General features: G+C 64.7%; 18 protein-coding genes and 1 pseudogene. 15 read left to right on the forward strand and 4 right to left on the reverse strand.

Translation table 11 applies throughout. The features are described from left to right. The first annotated feature begins 358 nt into the window (after positions 1–358). The 7 genes and pseudogenes from HAP41_RS19210 (at position 359) to HAP41_RS19240 (ending at position 7,882) form a co-directional block, all read left to right on the forward strand. Positions 359–1,612, forward strand: coding sequence for an ABC transporter substrate-binding protein (locus HAP41_RS19210; RefSeq protein ID WP_175618458.1), 1,254 nt, complete (start codon positions 359–361; stop codon positions 1,610–1,612). A gap of 95 nt (positions 1,613–1,707) precedes the next feature. Beyond that, on the forward strand, positions 1,708–2,580 hold the full coding sequence (locus tag HAP41_RS19215; RefSeq protein ID WP_166098051.1) for a carbohydrate ABC transporter permease: 873 nt from the start codon (positions 1,708–1,710) through the stop codon (positions 2,578–2,580). Positions 2,581–2,584: 4 nt separating this feature from the next. After that, entirely contained in the window at positions 2,585–3,415 is an 831-nt protein-coding gene (locus HAP41_RS19220; protein WP_063984465.1) for a carbohydrate ABC transporter permease, read from the forward strand. A 15-nt stretch (positions 3,416–3,430) separates the two neighbouring features. Next, positions 3,431–4,438, forward strand: a complete 1,008-nt coding sequence (locus HAP41_RS19225; RefSeq protein ID WP_071915494.1) for an ABC transporter ATP-binding protein — start codon at positions 3,431–3,433, stop codon at positions 4,436–4,438. A 40-nt stretch (positions 4,439–4,478) separates the two neighbouring features. Next, positions 4,479–5,252: an SDR family NAD(P)-dependent oxidoreductase gene (locus HAP41_RS19230; RefSeq protein WP_166098042.1), complete on the forward strand. Its 774-nt coding sequence runs from the start codon at positions 4,479–4,481 to the stop codon at positions 5,250–5,252. 38 nt (positions 5,253–5,290) lie between these two features. Beyond that, a pseudogene (locus tag HAP41_RS19235) lies at positions 5,291–6,941 on the forward strand (FGGY-family carbohydrate kinase). 5 nt (positions 6,942–6,946) lie between these two features. Further along, the gene (locus tag HAP41_RS19240; protein ID WP_166098035.1) at positions 6,947–7,882 is read left to right on the forward strand and encodes a carbohydrate kinase family protein; all 936 of its coding nucleotides are present in this window, start codon (positions 6,947–6,949) and stop codon (positions 7,880–7,882) included. 10 nt (positions 7,883–7,892) lie between these two features. On the opposite strand, the gene HAP41_RS19245 is transcribed toward HAP41_RS19240, so the two are convergent. After that, positions 7,893–8,780 carry a LysR family transcriptional regulator gene (locus HAP41_RS19245; protein ID WP_166098030.1) on the reverse strand — a complete coding sequence of 296 codons (888 nt, stop codon included), beginning with the start codon at positions 8,778–8,780 and terminating at the stop codon, positions 7,893–7,895. 134 nt (positions 8,781–8,914) lie between these two features. Here HAP41_RS19245 and HAP41_RS19250 point away from each other — a divergent pair, with 134 nt between their 5' ends. From HAP41_RS19250 to HAP41_RS19280, 7 genes are all read left to right on the forward strand, one after another. Next, entirely contained in the window at positions 8,915–10,336 is a 1,422-nt protein-coding gene (locus HAP41_RS19250) for an amidase (protein ID WP_166098025.1), read from the forward strand. Positions 10,337–10,420: 84 nt separating this feature from the next. Continuing rightward, positions 10,421–11,371 (forward strand): ABC transporter permease, encoded by a 951-nt coding sequence (locus tag HAP41_RS19255; RefSeq protein WP_166098022.1) that lies wholly within the window; start codon positions 10,421–10,423, stop codon positions 11,369–11,371. Beyond that, entirely contained in the window at positions 11,368–12,261 is an 894-nt protein-coding gene (locus tag HAP41_RS19260) for an ABC transporter permease (RefSeq protein ID WP_166098018.1), read from the forward strand. The genes HAP41_RS19255 and HAP41_RS19260 overlap by 4 nt, the downstream gene beginning before the upstream one ends. A 2-nt stretch (positions 12,262–12,263) precedes the next feature. Continuing rightward, the gene (locus HAP41_RS19265) at positions 12,264–13,277 is read left to right on the forward strand and encodes an ABC transporter ATP-binding protein (protein WP_166098014.1); all 1,014 of its coding nucleotides are present in this window, start codon (positions 12,264–12,266) and stop codon (positions 13,275–13,277) included. Next, entirely contained in the window at positions 13,274–14,284 is a 1,011-nt protein-coding gene (locus tag HAP41_RS19270; RefSeq protein WP_166098004.1) for an ABC transporter ATP-binding protein, read from the forward strand. Before HAP41_RS19265 ends, HAP41_RS19270 begins: the two co-directional genes overlap by 4 nt. A gap of 54 nt (positions 14,285–14,338) precedes the next feature. After that, entirely contained in the window at positions 14,339–15,835 is a 1,497-nt protein-coding gene (locus HAP41_RS19275) for an ABC transporter substrate-binding protein (RefSeq protein WP_166097999.1), read from the forward strand. A 262-nt stretch (positions 15,836–16,097) separates the two neighbouring features. Then, positions 16,098–17,738: an amidase family protein gene (locus HAP41_RS19280; protein ID WP_166097995.1), complete on the forward strand. Its 1,641-nt coding sequence runs from the start codon at positions 16,098–16,100 to the stop codon at positions 17,736–17,738. A 73-nt stretch (positions 17,739–17,811) separates the two neighbouring features. On the opposite strand, the gene HAP41_RS19285 is transcribed toward HAP41_RS19280, so the two are convergent. Further along, on the reverse strand, positions 17,812–18,714 hold the full coding sequence (locus HAP41_RS19285) for a LysR family transcriptional regulator (RefSeq protein WP_166097988.1): 903 nt from the start codon (positions 18,712–18,714) through the stop codon (positions 17,812–17,814). Between the two features lie 153 nt (positions 18,715–18,867). On the opposite strand from HAP41_RS19285, the gene HAP41_RS19290 reads away from it, so the two are divergent. Then, the gene (locus tag HAP41_RS19290; protein ID WP_166097983.1) at positions 18,868–19,569 is read left to right on the forward strand and encodes an alpha/beta fold hydrolase; all 702 of its coding nucleotides are present in this window, start codon (positions 18,868–18,870) and stop codon (positions 19,567–19,569) included. A 215-nt stretch (positions 19,570–19,784) separates the two neighbouring features. On the opposite strand, the gene HAP41_RS19295 is transcribed toward HAP41_RS19290, so the two are convergent. Both HAP41_RS19295 and HAP41_RS50555 read right to left on the reverse strand, forming a co-directional pair. Continuing rightward, entirely contained in the window at positions 19,785–20,807 is a 1,023-nt protein-coding gene (locus HAP41_RS19295; protein ID WP_166097976.1) for a methyltransferase, read from the reverse strand. 246 nt (positions 20,808–21,053) lie between these two features. Further along, a complete protein-coding gene (locus tag HAP41_RS50555) occupies positions 21,054–21,296 on the reverse strand; it encodes a DUF1127 domain-containing protein (protein ID WP_063986536.1) in 243 nt (80 codons plus the stop codon). Positions 21,297–21,417: the final 121 nt, after the last annotated feature.

The following is a 21,417-nucleotide window of genomic DNA, read 5'->3' on the forward strand; positions in this document are numbered from 1 at the left end:
TCGAGATGCCACAGCTTGTGGACCGAGTGCTTCCACATCGTCATGGCCGGGCTCGACCCGGCCATCCACGTCTTCCGTGCGGCACAAAGAACGTGGATGCCCGGGACAAGCCCGGGCATGACGACCTCTCACGGCTATGCGCCTGCAATCAATCGGTCTTGGTCAGCAACATCCCGCACCGCAGCACTCATAAGTTGCGGGAACGTCCGCGCGCCTGCTTGACAAGCGCCGCACCTCGTCCGAACATACGCTCAACGCGTGGGCATATGCTCAGAAGCGCGATCCTAGGGAGGTCACCGTGAAACACGTCCTCGGCGCCGTCTGCGGCGCGTCTTGCCTGTTGCTGGCCGTCCCTGTGATGGCCGAAACGACCCTGACCATCGCCACCGTCAACAATGGCGACATGATCCGCATGCAGGGGCTGACCAGCGAATTCACCAAGAAAAATCCGGACATCACCGTCAAATGGGTGACGCTGGAGGAGAACGTGCTGCGCCAGCGCGTCACCACGGACATCGCCACCAAGGGCGGCCAGTTCGACGTCCTCACCATCGGCACTTACGAGGTGCCGATCTGGGCCAAGAAGGGCTGGCTGGTGCCGCTTGCCAATCTCGGCGCCGATTACGACGTCGCCGACCTGCTGCCGAAGATCAGGGACGCGGTCTCCGTCGACGGCAAGCTCTACGCCGCGCCGTTTTATGGCGAGAGCTCGATGGTGATGTATCGCACCGACCTGTTCGAGAAGGCCGGCCTGAAGATGCCGGAAAAGCCGACCTGGGATTTCGTCATCGACGCCGCCAAGAAGCTCACCGACAAGAGCGCCGGCACCTACGGCATCTGTCTTCGCGGCAAGGCCGGGTGGGGCGAGAACATGGCGTTCCTGTCGGCCATGGCCAATTCCTACGGCGCGCGCTGGTTCGACGAGAAGTGGGAGCCGCAGTTCAACACGCCGGAATGGAAGACGACGCTCACGACCTACGTCAATCTGATGAAGGAGGCCGGCCCTCCCGGCGCGAGCTCGAACGGCTTCAACGAGAATCTGGCGCTGTTCAACGCTGGCAAGTGCGGTATGTGGATCGACGCGACAGTGGCGGCGTCCTTCGTCACCAATCCGAAGGAGTCCAAGGTCGCCGACAAGGTCGGCTTTGCGCTGGCGCCGAACACTGGGCTCGGCAAGAACGCCAACTGGCTGTGGGCCTGGAGCCTCGCGATCCCCGCCGGCTCCAAGAAGACGGAAGCCGCCGAAAAGTTCATCGCCTGGGCCACCAGCAAGGACTACACCAAGCTCGTGGCGTCGAAGGAAGGCTGGGCCAACGTGCCGCCGGGCACGCGGACCTCGCTCTATCAGAACGAGGACTATCTGAAAGTCGCTCCGTTCGCGAAGCTGACGCTGGCCTCGATCGATGCTGCCGACCCGAACAAGCCCACCGTGAAGCCGGTGCCTTACGTCGGCGTGCAATACGCGGCGATCCCCGAATTCCAGGGCATCGGCACGCAGGTGGGCCAGCAATTCTCCGCCGCGCTCGCGGGATCGATGACGGTCGATGCCGCGCTTACCGCGGCGCAGTCCGCCACCGAGCGCGAGATGAAGCGCGCCGGCTACATCAAGTGAACCCGAGCTCTCCCTCCTGAGCTCAAACTGGCGGCCATCCACCAGCCAGCCCCGAATGGATGGCCGCCTTCTTCCTCCCAGCGGAGACGCCAAGGATGGCAACCCGGCAGACGCAGTTTCTTGCGCGCTCGCTCCTGACGCCTGCGGTCGGGCTGCTCTTCATCTGGATGATCGTTCCGCTGGCGCTGACGATCTATTTCTCGACCCTGCATTACAGCCTGCTCGATCCCGGCTCCGAGGCGTTCGTCGGCCTGGAGAATTTCCGCTACTTCCTCACCGATCCCGCCTTCCTCGCCTCGCTCCAGAACACGCTGGTGCTGGTCGGCTCGGTGCTGGCGCTGACGATCCTGCTCGGCATCCCCCTGGCGCTGCTGATGGATCAGCCCGTGATCGGCCGCAACATCGTGCGGCTGATGGTGATCGCGCCGTTCTTCGTGATGCCGACGGTGAGCGCGCTGGTCTGGAAGAACCTGCTGATGCACCCGGTGTCCGGCCTGTTCGCCTGGCTCGCCAAGCTGGTCGGATTGACACCGATCGACTGGTTTACCGACGCGCCGCTGCTCGCGGTGATCCTGATCGTGGCCTGGCAATGGTTGCCGTTCGCGACGCTGATCCTGCTCACCGCGCTGCAATCGCTCGACGAGGAGCAGAAGGAGGCGGCCGAGATGGACGGCGCCAGCGCGCTCTCGGCCTTCATCTACATCACGCTGCCGCATCTGGCGCGTCCCATCACAGTGGTGATCTTGATCGAGACCATCTTCCTGCTCACGGTGTTCGCCGAGATCTACGTCACCACGGGCGGTGGTCCCGGACTGTCGACCACCAACATCGCCTTCCTGATCTATTCGCAGGCGCTGATCCAGTTCGATGTCGGCAGTGCCTCCGCCGGCGGCCTCGTTGCGGTCGTGATCGCCAACATCGTCGCCTTCTTCCTCGTCCGCATCGTCGGCCGCAACCTGGAGGCATGAGAGCATGGCGCGGATGGCGACGACGCAGCGGGTGGTGGTATCGACGATCGGGGCGTGGTTCTTCGGCTTCCTGATCTTCTTCCCGATCCTGTGGATGGTGCTGGCGAGCTTCAAGACTGAGCTCGAGGCTTTCGCGATTCCGCCGTCCTTCCTGTTCTTCCACTGGACCACGGAAAACTACGCCACCGTACAGGAGCGCAGCGACTATCTGCATCACGCGCTGAACTCGATCATCATCGCCGGCGGCTCGACGCTGATCGCGCTGCTGATCGCGATCCCCGCGGCCTGGTCGATGGCGTTCTCCCCGACCAAACGCACCAAGGACATCCTGCTCTGGATGCTCTCGACCAAGATGATGCCGCCGGTAGGCGTGCTGGTGCCGATCTATCTGATCTTCAAGACCTTCGGCCTGCTCGATTCCCGCGCTGGACTGATCTTCATCCTCTGCCTCGGTAACTTACCGATCGTGATCTGGATGCTCTTTACCTACTTCAAGGAGATCCCGCGCGACATCCTCGAAGCCGCGCGCATGGACGGCGCCACCATCGGCCGCGAGCTCGTCTACGTCCTGACGCCGATGGCGATCCCGGGCCTCGCCTCGACCATGTTGCTCAACCTGATCCTGGCCTGGAACGAGGCGTTCTGGACGCTCAACCTGACGACCTCGAACGCCGCGCCGCTCACCACGTTCATCGCCTCCTATTCGAGCCCGGAAGGGCTGTTCTGGGCAAAACTGTCGGCGGCCTCGACGCTGGCGATCGCGCCCATTCTCGTCCTCGGTTGGTTCAGCCAGAAGCAGCTCGTACGCGGGCTCACCTTCGGCGCGGTGAAGTAAAGGGGCCGGCGGATCATGGGTCAGATCACACTTCAGGACGTGCAGAAATCGTTCGGCCCCGTGCACATCATCAAGGGCGCCGACCTCGACATCGCCGACGGCTCCTTCGTGGTGTTCGTCGGTCCCTCAGGCTGCGGCAAGACCACGCTGCTGCGGCTGATCGCCGGGCTCGAAGACGTCTCTGGCGGCAAGATCCTGATCGACGGCAAGAACGTCGTCGACACGCCGCCCGCCAAGCGCGGGCTGTCGATGGTGTTCCAGTCCTACGCGCTCTATCCGCATATGAGCGTGCGCGGCAATATCGGCTTCGGCCTGAAGATGGCGGGTCTTTCCAAGGACGAGACCAACCGCAAGGTCGAGGCGGCGGCGGCGACGCTGAACCTGACGCCTTATCTCGACCGCAAGCCGCGCGAGCTCTCCGGCGGCCAGCGCCAGCGCGTCGCGATCGGCCGCGCCATCGTCCGCGAGCCGAAGGCGTTCCTGTTCGACGAGCCGCTGTCCAATTTGGATGCGGCCTTGCGCGTGCAGATGCGGATAGAAGTCACGCGGCTCCAGAAGCAGCTCGGCACCACCGCGATCTACGTCACCCATGATCAGGTCGAGGCCATGACCATGGCAGACAAGATCGTCGTGCTCAACGGCGGCAAGATCGAGCAATACGGCTCGCCGCTGGAGCTCTATGAGCGGCCCGCCAATCTCTTCGTCGCCGGCTTCATCGGCTCGCCGAAGATGAACTTCGTCACTGGCGAGCACGCCTTGCAGAAGGGCGCGGCGACGATCGGCGTGCGGCCGGAGCATCTCAAGATCGAGCGCGATGGCGCCGGCGGCTGGCAGGGAACGATCGCGGTCGCCGAGCATCTGGGCAGCGACACCTTCCTGTATGTCGATGCCGGACCGCTCGGCATGCTGACGGCGCGCTACATCGGCGAATTGAGCCTGCATGCCGGCGACCACGTGTCGCTGGTGCCGGATCCCGCGCGCATCCATCGCTTCGACGAGAGCGGCAACGCGCTTCGGGGCTGACAAGAAACGGCAAGAAACGGCAAGAGACGGAAAGACCACCATGTACCTCGAAAAATTCAAGCTGAGCGGCAAGACCGCATTCATCACCGGCGGCGGGCAAGGCATTGGCCTCGCCTGCGCGGAAGCGCTGGCCGAAGCCGGCGCGAAGGTCATCATCGGCGACCGCGACAGCAAGGTTGCCGACAGCGCGAAGGCCAGCCTGAAGGCGAAGGGTTTTGACATCGAGACGGCGATCATGGATGTCACCGACACCAGGCGCGTGGCGGAGGTCGCGGCCGACCTCGTCGCCCGCCACGGCAAGATCGACATCCTCGTCAACAATGCCGGCATCGCCCGCAGCGAGACGCCGGCCGAGACCGTCACCGACGAGCACTGGCTCAACGTCATCGACGTCAATCTCAACGGCACCTTCTGGTGCTGCCGCGAATTCGGCAAGCACATGCTGAAGGCCAGGAGCGGCGCCATCGTCAATGTCGGCTCGATGTCGGGCTTCATCGTCAACAAGCCGCAGGAGCAGTGCTTCTACAACGCCTCCAAGGCCGGCGTGCACCATTTGACCAAGTCGCTGGCCGCCGAATGGGGCGCGCGCGGCGTCCGCGTCAACGCGGTGGCGCCGACCTATATCGACACGCCGCTCAATGCTTTCGTGAAAAGCACCCCGAAAATGTATGACGCCTGGATCGGCGGAACCCCGATGGCGCGGATGGGGCAGGTCGAGGAGATCGCCTCCGTCGTGCTGTTCCTGGCCTCGGAGGCCGCGAGCCTGATGACCGGCAGCATCGTGCTGGTGGATGGCGGCTACACTTGCTGGTAGGCTTGCGTCAAAACTGACGAGAGCGACCGGGAGCGACAATGCCGCGAGCGTATATCGGCGTCGACGTGGGGACCACGAGCACGCGGGCAGGGGTGTTTGACGAGGCGGGCACCCTCCTTGCCACCGCCAAGCATCCGATCCGGATCTGGCACGAGGCCGGCGACATCGTCGAGCAATCGTCGTCCGACATCTGGGAGGCCTGCGCCAAGTCGGTGCGAGCGGCGATGGCGGAAGCTGCCATCGCGCCCGACAGCGTCGGCGGCATCGGTTTCGACGCCACCTGTTCGCTGGTCGTCCTCGACCGGCAAGGCGAGCCGGTCACCGTCAGTGCCTCAGGCGACCACCAGCGCAATGTCATCGTCTGGATGGACCATCGCGGGACGGCCGAGGCACGGATGATCAACGAGACCGGGGACGCGGTGCTGCGCTATGTCGGCGGCTCGATCTCGCCCGAGATGGAGATGCCGAAGCTGCTGTGGCTGAAGCGGCACATGCGCGAGAGCTTCGATACCGCCGGTCATTTCTTCGATCTGGCAGATTATCTGACCTGGCGCGCGACCGGCTCGCTGCAGCGCTCGACCTGCACGGTCACCTGCAAATGGAACTACCTCGCACACGACGGCGGGGGCTGGAGCGCGCCGTTCTTCGAGCGCATCGGCCTCTCCGATTTCGTCAGCGAGAAATACGCCCGCATCGGCACCGAGATCGTCGCGCCCGGCACGCGGCTCGGCGAAGGCCTCACCCGAGCTGCGGCTGCGGAGCTCGGCCTGTCACCGGGCACGCCGGTCGGCGCCTCGCTGATCGATGCCCATGCCGGCGGCATCGGCGCGATCGGCGGACGCGACGGATCGGGCGGAACGAGCGATGTCAGCGACCGTCTCGCCTACATCATGGGGACGTCGGCCTGCATCATGGCGACGACGAAGGAGCCGTGCTTCGTGCCGGGCGTGTGGGGACCTTATTATTCCGGCATGGTGCCGGACTTCTGGCTCAACGAAGGCGGCCAGTCGGCTGCGGGCGCGGCGATCGACCATCTCCTCAAGTCGCATCCCGGCCATGCCGAGGCGAGCGCGGCGGCGCGCAACGAGGGTGTCGACCTCATCGAGTACCTCGAGCGGCGCATCATCGCGCGCGCCGGTGACGCCAGCCGCGCCGCGCTGCTCGCCCGCGACGTCCATGTCCTTCCCGAATTCATCGGCAACCGCTCGCCCTACGCACGCCGACCCCGACACCCGCGCGGTGATCGCGGGCCTCGATCTCGACAGCGACGTTGGCGCGATGGAGCGGCTGTTCGTCGCCGGCCTCTGCGGTCTGGCCTATGGCCTCGCCGAGGTGATCGAGGCCTTTGCCGCGCATGGCGTCCATTCCAGCATCATGATCATGGGCGTCGGCGCGAGCCGCAGCCCGCTGGTGCGGCAGATCATGGCTGACACCACCGGTCTCACCGTCGCGCTGCCGCAAGCGAAAGAACCCGTGCTGCTGGGCGCCGCGATGCTTGGCGCGGTGGCCGGCGGTGCCTATGCCTCGATCGGCGAGACCATGGCGAAGATGTCGGCGCTGGGACGGAAGAGCGAGCCGACTGCGCCCGGTATGGCCGCGTTTCATGCTCGCAAGCGCGAGGTCTACAAGCTGCTGCGCGAGGTCGATCGCAGCAGCCGTGAAGCGATGCGCGAGGGTGCCGGAGGTTGAAACGGATGTTGATTGCCTGCGGCGATGCGTTGATCGATTTCGTCCCGACGCGAAACACCGAGGGGCGCGAGGCGGTGATGCCTGCGGTCGGCGGCTCCTGCCTCAACGTCGCGATCGGCATGGCGCGGCTGGGCGCGCCGACAGGATTCGTCGGCGGCGTCTCGACCGACATGTTCGGGCGCATGATCGCCGACCACGCCACCGCGTCGAACGTCGAATTGGGGCTAGCCACCCGCAGCGATCACCAGACCACGCTCGCCTTCGTGCGCATCGTCGCGGGCGAGTCGCATTATGCGTTCTATGACGCGGAGACCGCGACACGAAACTGGACCTACCGGCGCGGCACAATTCCGTTCGCGAATATCGAGGCCGTTCATGTCGGCTCGACCACGCTCGTGAACGACCAGGGCGCGGCCGAGACCAGGGCGCTCATCGTGGACGCACGGGCCTCGTCGACGATCTCCTTCGATCCGAACTGCAGGCCCAATCTGGTCAGCGACAAGCCGGGCTATCTCGCGCGCATGGCCGAGTTCGCAGGCCACGCCGATCTCATCAAGATGTCGGATGTCGATTTCGCGTATCTCTTCGGCGACGAGCCATATCAGCAACGCGCGAACGCGTTGCTGGGGCAGGGCACGAGCCTCGTCGTCATCACCCGCGGCAACAACGGGGCCATTGCCTGGCACGCGAGCGCAGGGCAGGTCGAAGTTCAGGCGCCGAAGGTCGAGATCGCCGACACCATCGGCGCCGGCGACAGTTTTCAGGCTGCGCTCCTGTTCGCCCTGCACAAGCAGGGCCGCATCAGCCGGCAGCAGCTGAAAGACATCGGCGCGGACGAGCTTCGCCGCGCGCTGTCCTTTGCCGCCAAATGTGCCGGCATGACCTGTACCCGCCCGGGCGCCGATCCGCCGTGGAGCCATGAAGTCACGTGGGGCGTCTAGCGGCTGCGCATCACAGCCGTGCCACGACCTTCTCGGCGCATTTGAGGAAGGTGCGGATCAGCGGGCTCTGCGAATCCCGCCGCCAGCACACGGCGATATCGATGGAGTCGGCGGCATCCCGCAGCGGCCTGAACACGATGCCCTGCGGCGCGCCGAGCTTCGCGCAGGCCGGCAGGATCGCAAGCCCCTCGCCGGCGAGAACGAGGCTCATCGCCGAATGCACCGTCTCCACCCGGCTCGCGATCGGCATCACGATCTGATGCCGCCGCAGCAGGGCTGCGACCGCGGAGGAGGCGGCGTCTTGCTCCGGCGGCGGCAGCGCGATCAGCGGGCGGCCCTGGAGTCGCGCCATCGGCACTGCGCTCAGGCGCGCAAGCGGCGAACGCTTCGGCATCGCCAGCATGAACGGTTGTGCGCCAATCCGCGCCACCTGGATCTCGGGATGGTGGATCGCCGGCATGCACAGCGCGACGGTGACGCTGCGGTCGAGCAGCCGCGCCTCGCGCGTCGAGGCGCTGAGCTCGGCGAAGTCGAGGTCGACGCCGGGAATGGATCGCCGCAGCTCGGGGATCAGGCGCGGCAGCATCGCGTTCGCCAGCACGAACATGTATCCGACGGAAATCCGCCCGCGGCTCCCGGCCGCGACCGCACGCGCGGCTTCGACCCCGTCTGCCGCAAGCGCCAGCGCCTCGCCGGCGCGCACCAGCAGGGCCTGGCCCGCTTCCGTCAGGTCCATGCCGCGCGTGCCGCGGCGGAACAGCGGCGCGCCAACCTCGGCCTCTAACTTGCGGATCTGGACCGACAGCGGCGGCTGCGCCATCCGCAGCCGTTCGGCGGCCTTGCCGACGCTGCGCGCCTCGGCCACGGCGACGAAGTAGCGAAGCCGGTGAAGATCCATTGGCATACCGAAAACGTATGGGTTGACCATCAAAATGGTATTGGACGCTGAGTTAACAGAAGTGTCATTCTCGCTGTCAATGCCTTGTCAATGCTTGGGCCAACGAGGGCCGGCTTCGGAGCGATGATTTGACGATGAACGGCGATCCCTGCCTGCTGTCCGCAACCGAACTGCGCTGCCTCATTGCCACGAAGAAGATTTCGCCCGTCGAGGTCACCCGCGCCGTGCTCGCGCGCGCCGAGGCGCTTCAGCCCGAGCTGAACTGTTTCATCACGCTCTGCGGCGACGAGGCGATGGCGCAGGCGCGCGCGGCCGAGCGCAAGGTGATGGCGGGCGAGCCGCTCGGCCTGCTGCATGGCCTTCCCGTCACCGTCAAGGACATCGTCAACACTGGCGGCGTGAAGACCACGTTCGGCGCCGTTCCCTACAAAGACAACGTGCCGGCCGAGGATGCTGTTGCGGTGGCAAAGCTCCGTGCGGAAGGCGCGATCCTGATCGGCAAGACCACGACGCCCGAATTCGGCAGCAAATGCCTGACCGACTCGCCCTTGTTCGGCCGCACCCGCAATGCGTGGAGTGCCGAGCGGTCCTCCGGTGGCTCCAGTGGCGGCGCGGCCGTGGCGGTGGCGAGCGGCATCGCGCCGCTTGCGATTGCGACCGATGGCGGCGGATCGACGCGAATTCCCGCCGCTTGCAACGGCGTGGTGGGGCTGAAGCAGAGCAACGGCGTGATCGCGCACAGCCAGGCGCTCGACGCCTTCGGCAACCAGACCTATGTCACGCCGACCACGCGCACGGTCGCCGACACCGCGCTGATGATGCAGGCGATGGCCGGCGAGGACTCCTGCGATCCCTGGTCGATCGGCGTGCCCGTGCCCGATTTCATCGGCACCGCCGCGCCGCGCGGCGATCTGCGCGGGCAAAGGATCCTGTTCTGCGAGTCGCCTCCCGGCCGCCCGGTGTCGTCAGATGTCGCGGCCAGCTTCAAGGCGAGCCTCGACCGGCTGGCCGGTCTCGGTGCCGAGCTCGAGGAGTTCTCCGGCGAGGGGTTTGACATCGAGCCGATCTGGCGCGCCATCAACCACACCGTCTGGCGTACGCGTTTCGCCAAGCTGGTGGCCGAGCATGGCGACGTCCTCAGCGAAGCCTTCGTCAAGCAGGTCGCGCTCGCGACCAATGTCAGCGGCGTCGCCTATCAGGAGGCGATGTTCGCGCGCACCGTGCTGTTCCGCCGCGTGCAATCCCTGCTTGCGCGCGGGCATCTTTTGGTGATGCCGACCCTTACCCGCACCGCACTGCCGATCGACCAGGACCTGTTCGGCACCATCGAGATCGACGGCAAGCACTTCGACAGCGTCCGGCCGCACTGGTTCCCCTGGACCATGCCGTTCAACATGACCGGGCACCCCGCGATCAGTCTTCCCTGCGGCTTCGGCCGCGACGGCCTGCCGATCGGGCTTCAGCTCGTCGGACGCTTCCGTGCCGATGCCGAATTGCTGCGGGTGAGCGCGCTGTTCGAGGCCTCGCACGATCTTCTGTCCCGCCGGCCCGGCTGAGGTGAGGCGCATGCCGCAAAGGACTTGCCTCCGGCGCCCGGACATGTTGATCGTGCGGCGGATGAGCCCTGAAGCCGAGCGCGCATGAGCGTATTCTTTCTTCGACGTCTGTTGACCTTGCTGGCGACGCTGGTCGGCGCATCCGTGATCATTTTCCTGGTGCTGGATGCGCTGCCGGGCAACGCGGCGCAGATGCTGATGGGCGCCGATGCCTCGGTCGACGCGGTGCGCGCGCTCACCGTCAAGCTCGGGCTCGACCAGCCGCTGGCGGTTCGCTATCTGCAATGGATCAAGGGCCTCCTCGTCGGCGATCTCGGCAACAGCTATGTCTATGGCACGCCGGTCGCGAGCCTGATCGCGGAGCGGCTGGTGCTGACCGTTCCGCTCGCGATCATGTCGATGCTGATCACGGTGACGCTGGCGCTCTCGGCCGGCATCTACACCGCGGCCAACCACAACAAGCTCGGCGACGTCGGCGTGATGTCGTTGACGCAAGTGGGCATCGCGCTGCCGAACTTCTGGTTCGCGATCCTGCTGGTCCTGCTGTTCTCGGTGCGGCTGCAATGGCTCTCGGCGGGCGGCTTTCCCGGCTGGGAGGATGGCATCTGGCTCGGCATCAAGTCGCTGCTGTTGCCGGCGATCTCGCTCGCGGTGGTGCAGGCCGCGATCCTCGCGCGCGTCACGCGTTCGGCCGTGCTCGAAGTGCTACGCGAAGATTTCGTCCGCACGGCGCGCGCGAAGGGTCTCGGCAAGCGCGAGGTGCTGTGGAGCCACGTGCTGCGCAACGCCATGATCCCCGTGATGACGGTAATGGGGCTGCAATTCGCCAATCTGCTCGCCGGCACCATCGTGATCGAGAACGTGTTCTACCTGCCGGGCCTGGGCCGCCTGATCTTCCAGTCGATCGCCAACCGCGACCTGATCGTGGTGCGCAATTGCGTGATGCTGCTTGCGGCCATGGTCGTCATCGTGAATTTCGTGGTCGACGTGCTCTACGCCTTCATCGATCCCCGCATCAAGGTCCACGATTTGTGAGCGCGCCACTGACCACTTCGGTCGACGCCCCGATCGCAACGCGTCCGCTGCCGGCCCGCACCTTCTGGGCCCGCGCGCTGCGTCACCGCAGCTTTGTGCTGGGCGGCGCGCTGAGCCTGCTGGTGCTCGCCTCGGCGCTGCTGTCGCTGGTGTGGACGCCGTGGTCGCCCTACGAGATCGACATCGCCTCGAAGCTCCGGCCGCCGTCGGCGGCGCACTGGCTCGGCACCGATTCCTTCGGCCGCGACATCGTCTCGCTGCTGCTCGCGGGCGCGCGCTCGACCATTCTGGTCGGCATCATCGCCGTGAGCATCGGTCTTACCTTCGGCGTTTGCCTCGGCCTGATCGCTTCGGCCAAGCGCGGCTGGACCGAAGAGATCATCATGCGCTTCTCCGATTTCACCTTCGCCTTTCCGGCGGTGCTCTCCGCGATCATGCTCGCCGCCGTCGTCGGGCCGGGCATGGTGACCTCGATCATCGCGATCGGAATCTTCCAGATCCCGACGCTGACCCGGCTGACGCGCGGCTCGGCCAACGCGATCTGGGCGCGCGAATTCGTGTTGGCCGCGCGCGCCTCGGGGAAGGGCAAATTCCGCATCACCATCGAGCATGTGCTGCCCAACATCCTGTCGATCTTGATCGTGCAGGTCACCATCCAGTTCGCGCTTGCGATCCTTGCCGAAGCCGCGCTGTCCTATCTCGGTCTCGGCACGCAGCCGCCGCAGCCGTCCTGGGGACGGATGCTGAACGACGCACAGACGCTGCTGTTCCAGTCGCCGATGCTCGCGGTCTATCCGGGTGCGGCGATCGCCATCGCGGTGCTCGGGCTCAATCTGCTCGGCGACGGATTGCGCGATCTGCTCGATCCGCGACTGGCGCGGGAGCGATGACGATGGGGGAGCGCTCAACCCTGCCGCTGATCGAGGTCGCCAATCTCGGCGTTCGCCTCAACACCAGCCGCGGACCGGCACAGGCCGTGCGCGGTGTCAGCTTCACCCTCAAGCGCGGCGAGACGCTGGGTCTCGTCGGCGAATCCGGCTGCGGAAAGTCGGTGACGGCGCTGTCGCTGATGGGCCTCTTGCCGGACAGTGCTCTCGTGACCGGCAGTATCAAGCTCGATGGCAGCGAGCTCGCCGGGCTGTCGGATGCGGATTATTGCAAGCTGCGCGGCAACCGCATCAGCATGATCTTCCAGGAGCCGATGACGGCGCTCAACCCGATGCACACGATCGGCCATCAGGTTGCCGAGCCGCTGCGGCGTCACAAGAAATACTCGGCGGCGCAGGCGCGCAAAGAAGCGGTCGCCTTGCTCGACCGCGTCGGACTGCCCGATCCCGCAAGGCGGATCGACGCCTATCCGCATCAGTTCTCCGGCGGTCAGCGCCAGCGCGTCACCATCGCCATGGCGCTGGCCTGCGAGCCCGACCTCCTGATCGCGGACGAGCCGACCACGGCGCTCGACGTCACCATCCAGGGCCAGATCCTCGACCTCATCGCCGATCTCGTCGAGGAGCGCGGCATGTCGATGATTCTGATCTCGCACGATCTCGGCGTCATCGCCGAGAACGTGCAGCGCATGATGGTGATGTATGGCGGCACGGTCGTCGAGAGCGGGCCGACCGACGAGGTATTCCGCCGGATGGGCCATCCCTATACGCAAGGCCTGTTCCGTGCCCGGCCGAAACTCGGCGCGCGCAAGGGGACGCGGCTGACGACGATTTCGGGGACGGTGCCCGAACTTGCGGATTTGCCGGCCGGCTGCACGTTCGGCGACCGCTGTCCGCTGGTCGAGGACAAGTGCCGCTTGGCGCTGCCGCCGATGGTCGAAGTCGGTCCCGGTCACGGCGTGCGCTGTGTGCGCACCGATGTCTCCATGGCCGCGAATGTCGGAGCGCTGCCCGCATGACCGCAGCGCCGCTTCTCGACGTCAAAAATCTCGAGCAGCGCTACACGCTGCCGCGCGAAAGCCTGTTCCGTCCGCCGGGCCAGGTGCGCGCGCTCAACGGCGTCAGCGTGCGGGTCGATGCCGGCATGAGTCTCGGCGTCGTCGGCGAGTCCGGTTCGGGGAAGTCGACCTTCGCGCGGGTGGTGATGGCGCTGGAGCGGCCGACGTCGGGGCAGGTCGCGCTGCTCGGGCGCGATCTTAACCGCATCTCGCCCGATGAGCTGCGCCGCGCGCGCCGCGATTTCCAGATGGTGTTCCAGGATCCTTACGGGTCGCTCGATCCGCGCCAGACCATCGCGCGCATCGTCGCCGAGCCGCTCACCGTGCTGGAAGATGCCGACCGCAGCACGTTCCGTGCCTGTGTCTCAGCCGTACTCCGGCAGGTCGGCCTGCGCGATGCCGACATGGACAAATATCCGCACGAATTTTCCGGCGGCCAGCGCCAGCGCCAGCGCATCGCGATCGCGCGCGCGCTGATCACCCAGCCCAAGCTCATCGTCGCCGACGAGCCGGTTTCCGGGCTCGACGTCTCCGTGCAGGCGCAGGTGCTCAATTTGATGCAGGACCTCCAGGAGCAGTTCGGCCTGAGCTACATCCTGATCAGCCACGACCTCGCCGTGGTCGACTATCTCTGCGACGAGGTCGCGGTGATGTATCTCGGCCGGATCGTCGAGCAGGGCAGGCCGGAGGACCTGTTCGAGCGCTGTGCCCATCCCTATACGCGGGCGCTATTGGATGCCGTGCCGCGGGCGCGCGCCGGCGGCAGCCGGCGGCGGCGCGGGGCCCAGGCGATCGCCTCGCAATCGGCGACTGCTGCCGGATGCCCCTATGTCGCGCGCTGTTCGCTCGCCGACCAGCATTGCCGCGAGGCCCTGCCTGAGCTACGCAAGGTGGGCGAAGGGCACCTCGCCGCCTGCCACAAGGCGGAGGCCGTGATGGCATTGCCGCACGCGGTCATGGAAGGTTAGTGTCCCCCATGGAATTGGCGTAGGCTGAGACAAGAGAAGGCCGGGGAGTTACGCATGCTCAAGAAATTATCGATCGTCGCATTTGCCGCCGCGCTTGTCGCAGCACCGCTGCCGGTGCTGGCGCAGAGCAAGAAGGATAGCGTCGTCATGGCGATGGCGCTGGAGCCGCCGGGGCTCGATCCCACCATCGCCGCCGCGGCCGCGATCGCCGAAGTCACGCTCTACAACATCTATGAGACGCTGACCAAGATCAACGAGGACGGCTCGGTCTCGCCCCTGCTGGCCGAGAGCTGGACCGCCTCGCCCGACCTGAAGACCTACACGTTCAAGCTGCGCAAGGGCGTCAAATTCCAGAACGGCGAGGCCTTCGATTCCGCGGCGGTGAAGTTCTCGTTCGAGCGCAACGCGATCGCGACCAGCACCAACAAGGACAAGAGCCTGTTCCAGGCCTTCGAGAAGGTCGACGCGCCCGACGCCGACACGGTCGTGATCACGGTGAAATATTCCGAGCCGAACCTGCCGTTCCTGCTCGGGCAGGCGAGCGGCTCGATCGTCGAGCCGAAGAGCGCGCCGACCAACGGCACGCAGCCGGTCGGGACCGGGCCTTATCAGCTCGGGGCCTGGGCCAAGGGCTCCTCGATCATCCTGACCAAATGGGCCGACTATCGCAACGCCGCCGCGATCAAGCTGTCGAAGGTGACGATCCGCTTCATCTCCGATCCGGCGGCACAGACCGCGGCGCTGCTCTCGGGCGACGTCGATGCGTTCCCGCGCGTTGCGGCAGCGCGCGCCATCGGACAGTTCAAGGCCGATCCGCGCTTCAACGTCATGGTCGGCGGCTCCCGTGCCAAGACCATCGTCGGCATCAACGAGCGCAAGAAGCCGCTCGACGACGTCCGCGTGCGCCGTGCCATCCTCGCCGCGATCGACCGCAAGGCGATGGTCGACGGCGCGGCTGATGGTTTCGGCACGCCGATCGGTAGCTTCTACGTGCCCGGCGCGCTCGGCTTCGTCGACACCACCGGCATCAACCCCTACGATCCCGAGAAGGCCAAGAAGCTGCTGGCGGAAGCCGGCGTCACCACGCCGCTCGAACTGTCGCTGAAGCTGCCGCCGCCGTCCTATGCGCGGCAGGGCGGCGAGATCCTGGCGGCGCAGCTCGCCAAGGTCGGCATCATCGCCAAGATCGAGAATGTCGAATGGGCGCAGTGGCTGTCGCAGGTGTTCGCCGGCAATGGTCCGCACAATTTCGACCTCACCATCGTCAGCCATGTCGAGCCGTTCGACCTCGTCAAGATCACCGAGCCGGACTACTACCTCGGCTACAACAACGAGGCCTTCAACGCGCTCTACAAGCAGATCGTGTCGACGCCTGACGAGGCCGGCCGCGCAAAGCTGCTCGGCGATGCCCAGCGCATGCTGGCCACCGACGCGGTCGCAGGCTTCCTGTACCAGCCGCAGCTCATCACCATCACCAACAAGAAGCTGAAGGGCGTCTGGAAGGACGTCCCGCAATACGAGAACGATTTCTCGACCTGGTCCTGGGAGTAGGGGCCGTTCGATCAAGTCGAACCTGCTGCAACGTTGGCCTCTCCCCATCGGGGGAGAGGTCAATCTTTTTGGGCACCCCAAAACAAAAACCTGAAAAACAACCCCATGCACAGTAGCCGGGGTTAGATATTTCAATGGCTTGCGCGGTCCGCTCGATGGCTTGCTGAGCCACGCGATGCGGTTGACCCGTCGGGCAAAACACCGGCAATATACGACCATCGCGGCGTCATGGTTCGGGACGCGCCGTCAGGCGAGGCACGCCATGAAGAAGCCATCCCGCCGCGATGCCGGCATCGCCGCGGCTGCCGTCAGCGCTGAAGCGCCGATCACCCTGAAGCTCGACAATGCGCCGATGAGCGATATCGCTCATGCGCTGGCCAGCGGGCAGGTCACTGCCACGGCGCTGACCAAAGCTTACCTCGCGCGCATCGAAGCCTATGACTGCAACGGGCCCGCGCTCAACTCCGTGCGCGCGCTCAATCCCGACGCGCTTGGGATCGCGGGCAAGCTCGACGACACAAAACCGTCGGCCAAGCGGCCGTTGGCGGGCATCCCGATCCTGGTGAAGGACAACATCGCGACCGGCGACAAGCAGCCGACGACGGCGGGCTCGCTGGCGCTGGAGGGCGCGCGCGCCAGGAGAGACGCGACAATCGTCAAGCTGCTGCGAAAGGCCGGTGCGGTGATCCTGGGCAAGGCGAACCTGACGGAGTTCGCCAACATTCTCGCGACCGACATGCCCTCGGGCTATTCGTCGCTCGGCGGCCAGGTGAAGAACCCTTACGCGCCGACGCTGATGGGCGATCACGGCATCCCGGTCGTGCAGCCAGGCGGATCGAGCGCGGGTTCGGCGGTCGCGGTGGCGGCCGGTCTGTGCGCGGCCTCGATCGGTACCGAGACCTCCGGCTCGCTGCTGTATCCCGCGAGCCAAAACGGCCTCGTCACCGTGAAGCCGACCGTTGGGCTGGTCAGCTGCGCCGGCATCCTGCCGATCTCGCACAGCCAGGACACTGCAGGGCCGATGACGCGCACGGTGCGCGACGCGGCGATGCTGTTGAACGTGCTCGCGGCCGAAGACCCACTCGACCCCGCGACCGAGCGGCAGCGGCGGCCGGTCGACTACACCGCCGACCTCGCGACCGACGCGATGAAGGGCGCGCGCATCGGTGTGCCGAGCGACCCGGCCGACCCGCTGAACGATCGCTACTACGGCAAGTTGCCGCCCAGATCGGCCAAGGTGATGGTCGACGCGATCAAGGTGCTCGAGGATCTGGGCGCCGTCATCGTGCGTGCCAACATGCCAACATCTGGCTGGATCGGCGGGCCGGGTACGAGCATGAACGTGCTCAACCGTAATCCCCTGAGTCGCAATAGGGGTAATCTGGCGACGCCGCCGATCGTCTTCCTCTACGAGCTGAAGCGCGATCTCAACCTTTACCTCAGGGATTGGGCGACGAACACAGAGATGAAGGCCATGGCCGACATCGTGGCCTTCAACGAGGCGAACGCGGAGACGGCGCTGCGGTTCGGCCAGGACCTGTTCCTCGCCGCCAACCTGACCAGAGGCGATCTCAGCGAGCGCGAGTACAAGTCGGCGCGGGCCATGGACCTGCTCTCCGCCAAGACGCGCGGCATGGACGCCTACATGAACCAGCACAAGCTCGACGCGGTGCTGTTTCCCGGCGCCGCCGGCTGCGTGATATCAGCGAAGGCGGGCTATCCCAGCGTCATGGTGCCGGGCGGTTTCATTTCGGGAGCAGACGACAAGGACACGCCTGACTATCCGCTCGGCGTAACCTTCGCAGGCCGTGCCTGGAGCGAGCACAAGCTGCTGCGTCTGGCCTACGCCTATGAGCAGGCGACCAACATGCGCAAGCCGCCGCCGGGCTTGCCCGCGCTTTAGATTTCACTGGCCGAGAGGATCAGGCGGAGAGCCCTGCTCGCGTCGGACCGCGTCTCCGGCTAGTTCCGAAAGTTCAGAGTGACAAATTGCGCGACACTCCCAAGGCGTCGACAAGAAAATCGATGAACAGGCGGGCTCGCAGGGGGAGTTGTCGTCCGAATGCGTGCAGGACGTAGACCGGTGTGGTGAACATCGGTATGCCCGGCAGCACGACATTCAATCGCCCAGCGGCGAGCTCGTCCTCGATTGCGATGCGCATGAACTGCGTGATGCCAACGCCTTTTATGACCGCCTCAATCAACGACTGCGCATCGTCGCTGTCGAAGGGGCCATTGGGGATGACCCGCGTGCCGTCCGCAAAAGTAAATGCTTGCGGCCGGCCGCCAAGCAGATGGCGAAGACAGGCATGCTGCGTGAGATCGTCGATCGACTGCGGGATTCCTCGCCGCTGAAGGTATTCCGGCGATGCGCCCAGAACATATTGCAGGACACCTAACGAGCGGCCGATCAGGTTTGTGTCTTCCAGTTCGCCAATTCTGACAGCGAGGTCGAAACCCTCGCGGATGAGATCGACACGGCGGTCCGTAACGCTGAGATCCAGCTTGATGTCCGGATAGCCCTCCAGGAACGAGCCCGCCCATGCGGAAATCAACGGGCGCCCAAATGTACTCGGCACAGTGACCCGAAGCAGGCCACGGACGTTTCCTGGAACCTGCACGATGTCGTCGGCCTCCTCTATCGCGCGCAGATGGGGAGCGACGTGCTCGTAGTAGGCGGCGCCTTCGGACGTTGGGCTGAGTGTGCGCGTTGAGCGCTGCAGCAAGCGCACACCGAGACGTTGTTCGAGGCGCGAAACGCTTTTCGATACCGCTGAGGGGCTGGCGCCGATCGATCTCGCGGCGCCGGCGAAAGAACCCGCGTCAACCGTCCGCACGAAGGCCAGCAGACCGGCCGTTCTTTCTAGAATCGTTGTCATTCAGGACTTTTGATCGTGAAAGAACCGAACGAAGGACGGCTAATCGGCCATTTATGAACGAATAGTCTGACTTTCGCAATGGGGGCCCCGGCAACCGAGTTGGTCTTCCAATGCCCTCCATCGCTGAAGTTCGTGCAAAAAAGGAAAAGCAGTATGTCTGCGCAAATCAAGCCAACGATCGTTTTCTGTCACGGCATTTGGGCCGATGGCTCCTGTTTCAGCAAAGTCATTCCAGCATTGCAGGCCGACGGGTACGAAGTGATCGCCGTTCAATATGGCCTGGACTCCTACGAGGAGGACCTGGCGACGGTGAAGCGCACACTCAATCGTGTTGGCAGCCCGGTCCTTCTCGTCGGCCATTCGTATGGCGGCGCCACCATCACAGGCGCGGGCACCGATGAACGCGTGGTTGGTCTCGTCTACATTGCAGCGGTCGCTCTGGATGCCGGCGAGACCGTGCAGGACCAGCTCGACAAGTATCCGTCGGATATTTTCTCTCGCGTCGAGGTCGCCGATGGGCGTGCCTGGATGCTTCCGAGCGGCACCGAGTTCTTCGCAGGAGACCTCTCCGCGGAAGACCAGAAGCTGGTTTGGGCCACCCATTATGCGCCCGTCTACAATCTGTTCCAGCAACAGAAGCTCAGCGCCGACAAGATCGCGTGGAGGTCGAAGCCGAGCTGGTACATTCTGGCCACGCAAGACCATACTGTGCATCCGGATCTGCAACGCTGGGTGTCGAAGCGCATGGGAGCGACCGTCACCGAGGTGGTGAGCAGCCACGTGCCGATGCTTTCCCAGCCAAATGTGGTGATCGACGTGATACGCAAAGCCGCGGCCGCCGTTCAAAAAAGCTGATCGCAACAAGCATGCATTGCCGGACACGAAGGAGAGGTCGTTCGCGAGGCGACCTCTCTTGTTCATGGGCTGGCGTGCGACGGCCGCTCTTGGCCCTTCGCAGACGTGGCGTTGCTCGATGCTGATTTCGGCTTGTGACCCCAAGCTGGCGTGTTGGGGCATTGGCGCGGTGTCGGCTTTTGACCCACAGCGGACGTCGGTCAAGCTTCTCTCGCTCAAGCCACCACCGCTTCGAGGATGCTTGCAGCTGAATTGGTGGGCACGACCCGCGCAAGGCGAAAACGGGCTTTGCCAAGAAGTGACGCATACTCGGACTCCGTTCTTTCCTGCCCGCCCAATAGCACTAGCATCGCCATATCGAGCATCTTTCCCTGATGCGCTGCATCGCCGGACGGAAGAACCATTTCGACGACAAGCAGCCGTCCGGCGGGGTTCATTGCCTTGCGGACGTGGCCAAGGATCGTGAGACACTGGTCCTCGTCCCAGTCATGAATGATGTGCGAAAGAATGTAAGCGTCCGCCCCAGCAGGGACGCTCTGGAAGAAATCACCAGGCACTATTGTCACCCGGTCGCTTACACCCCCGGCAGTTAGCAATGCCGGCGCGTCAGTCACGACATGCGGACGATCGAACAGGATGCCGCGCGGTCCCTCATGACGGGAAAGCACAGTGGCCAACATGTTGCCGGTCGCACCGCCAACGTCAACGATGGTCTTGAAATCCGCAAATCCATATGCAGCTGCGACGGCAGGAGGTTCCTGATTGTGGAGGCCGATCATTGTCTCGCTGAACAGCGATGCTTGTTCTGGATGATGTGCGAGATATTCGAAGAATGGCACACCATGCGCTTTGTCAAAGCCTGGCTTGCCCGTTTGAACAGAGTATTCCATATAATCCCAAGCACCGCGCTGCCAGGCACTCCCGAAAACAAGCAGGGACGATCTTGCCGAGCCCGGCGCACCGGTCTTCAGAGCCTCGCCTAGGCTAGTCAACGCAAATCGCTGCGCCGATTGCTCTGTCAAGATGCCCAGGCTCGCCAGAGTGCGCATCAATCGATGCAGTGATGGTGCATGCACCTGCATCGGACCAGCTAGTTCCAAAGCGCTCTTCGGCCCAGATGCGAGCTGATCGGCTAGTCCCAACTTTGCAGCGACGCAAACGGTTCTTGAGGTAATTGCCGCTCCCATTTGGATCAATTGGATGTGCGGCGGCAGCTGTTCAGGAGTATTGGCGGTCATGGCAATTCTCCAAGGCGAAAAGCAGCCAGCGTACACGGCTGTTGGGTAGCTGACTACTTCCGCTTGTGGCCCTTCGCAGACGTGGCGTTGCTCGATGCTGATTTCGGCTTGTGACCCCAAGCTGGCGTGTTGGGGCGTTGGCGCGGTGTCGGCCTTTGACCCTAAGCGCAAGCCGGTATCCCTGCCGCTAAGCGGCTCGCGTCGACCAATTTCCGATGGTCCGTCCACCGCTGCCGGAGGCCGTCATCATCCGACCGATCGGATGCCTCGCGGGTCAGTATGTCGGTTCGAGGCCACGTAGTCGATCTCGCCATACGTAATCCCGATATCCTTCAGCTCCTGATCACTCAGGTTGCAAAGATCGCGCCTCAGCCGCTCCCATTTCCGCCACTCTTGAAAAGCGTTCCAGCAATTCCTGAAAACGCTGACATTGCGTCGCTGGGAGTCCGTCGTCTGGACCAAGCCCGTTGTCTGATAAATCATGCTCATCGCAGCATCCTCGGGCACCTTGTTTCCACCCTGGCATGCCGCCAAAATCCGACCCAGCGCGCTTGATCTGCTGCTTACATTTTCCTTACGGACAGCTTATTCTTTATTTTCCAAGTGGTTG

It is taken from the genome of Bradyrhizobium barranii subsp. apii (assembly GCF_011516635.5).
Lineage (GTDB): Bacteria > Pseudomonadota > Alphaproteobacteria > Rhizobiales > Xanthobacteraceae > Bradyrhizobium > Bradyrhizobium barranii.

What these genes read in the sequence shown, in the direction of transcription:
- HAP41_RS19220 (WP_063984465.1), top strand. Translation starts at nt 2,585, where the DNA reads ATGGCGCGGATGGCGACGACGCAGCGGGTGGTGGTATCGACGATCGGG.
- HAP41_RS19265 (WP_166098014.1), top strand. Translation starts at nt 12,264, where the DNA reads ATGGGGGAGCGCTCAACCCTGCCGCTGATCGAGGTCGCCAATCTCGGC.
- HAP41_RS19270 (WP_166098004.1), top strand. Translation starts at nt 13,274, where the DNA reads ATGACCGCAGCGCCGCTTCTCGACGTCAAAAATCTCGAGCAGCGCTAC.
- HAP41_RS19250 (WP_166098025.1), top strand. Translation starts at nt 8,915, where the DNA reads ATGAACGGCGATCCCTGCCTGCTGTCCGCAACCGAACTGCGCTGCCTC.
- HAP41_RS19230 (WP_166098042.1), top strand. Translation starts at nt 4,479, where the DNA reads ATGTACCTCGAAAAATTCAAGCTGAGCGGCAAGACCGCATTCATCACC.
- HAP41_RS19225 (WP_071915494.1), top strand. Translation starts at nt 3,431, where the DNA reads ATGGGTCAGATCACACTTCAGGACGTGCAGAAATCGTTCGGCCCCGTG.
- HAP41_RS19210 (WP_175618458.1), top strand. Translation starts at nt 359, where the DNA reads ATGGCCGAAACGACCCTGACCATCGCCACCGTCAACAATGGCGACATG.
- HAP41_RS19255 (WP_166098022.1), top strand. Translation starts at nt 10,421, where the DNA reads ATGAGCGTATTCTTTCTTCGACGTCTGTTGACCTTGCTGGCGACGCTG.
- HAP41_RS19275 (WP_166097999.1), top strand. Translation starts at nt 14,339, where the DNA reads ATGCTCAAGAAATTATCGATCGTCGCATTTGCCGCCGCGCTTGTCGCA.
- HAP41_RS19280 (WP_166097995.1), top strand. Translation starts at nt 16,098, where the DNA reads ATGAAGAAGCCATCCCGCCGCGATGCCGGCATCGCCGCGGCTGCCGTC.
- HAP41_RS19285 (WP_166097988.1), bottom strand. Translation starts at nt 18,714, where the DNA reads ATGACAACGATTCTAGAAAGAACGGCCGGTCTGCTGGCCTTCGTGCGG.
- HAP41_RS19290 (WP_166097983.1), top strand. Translation starts at nt 18,868, where the DNA reads ATGTCTGCGCAAATCAAGCCAACGATCGTTTTCTGTCACGGCATTTGG.
- HAP41_RS50555 (WP_063986536.1), bottom strand. Translation starts at nt 21,296, where the DNA reads ATGAGCATGATTTATCAGACAACGGGCTTGGTCCAGACGACGGACTCC.
- HAP41_RS19215 (WP_166098051.1), top strand. Translation starts at nt 1,708, where the DNA reads ATGGCAACCCGGCAGACGCAGTTTCTTGCGCGCTCGCTCCTGACGCCT.
- HAP41_RS19240 (WP_166098035.1), top strand. Translation starts at nt 6,947, where the DNA reads ATGTTGATTGCCTGCGGCGATGCGTTGATCGATTTCGTCCCGACGCGA.
- HAP41_RS19295 (WP_166097976.1), bottom strand. Translation starts at nt 20,807, where the DNA reads ATGACCGCCAATACTCCTGAACAGCTGCCGCCGCACATCCAATTGATC.
- HAP41_RS19245 (WP_166098030.1), bottom strand. Translation starts at nt 8,780, where the DNA reads ATGGATCTTCACCGGCTTCGCTACTTCGTCGCCGTGGCCGAGGCGCGC.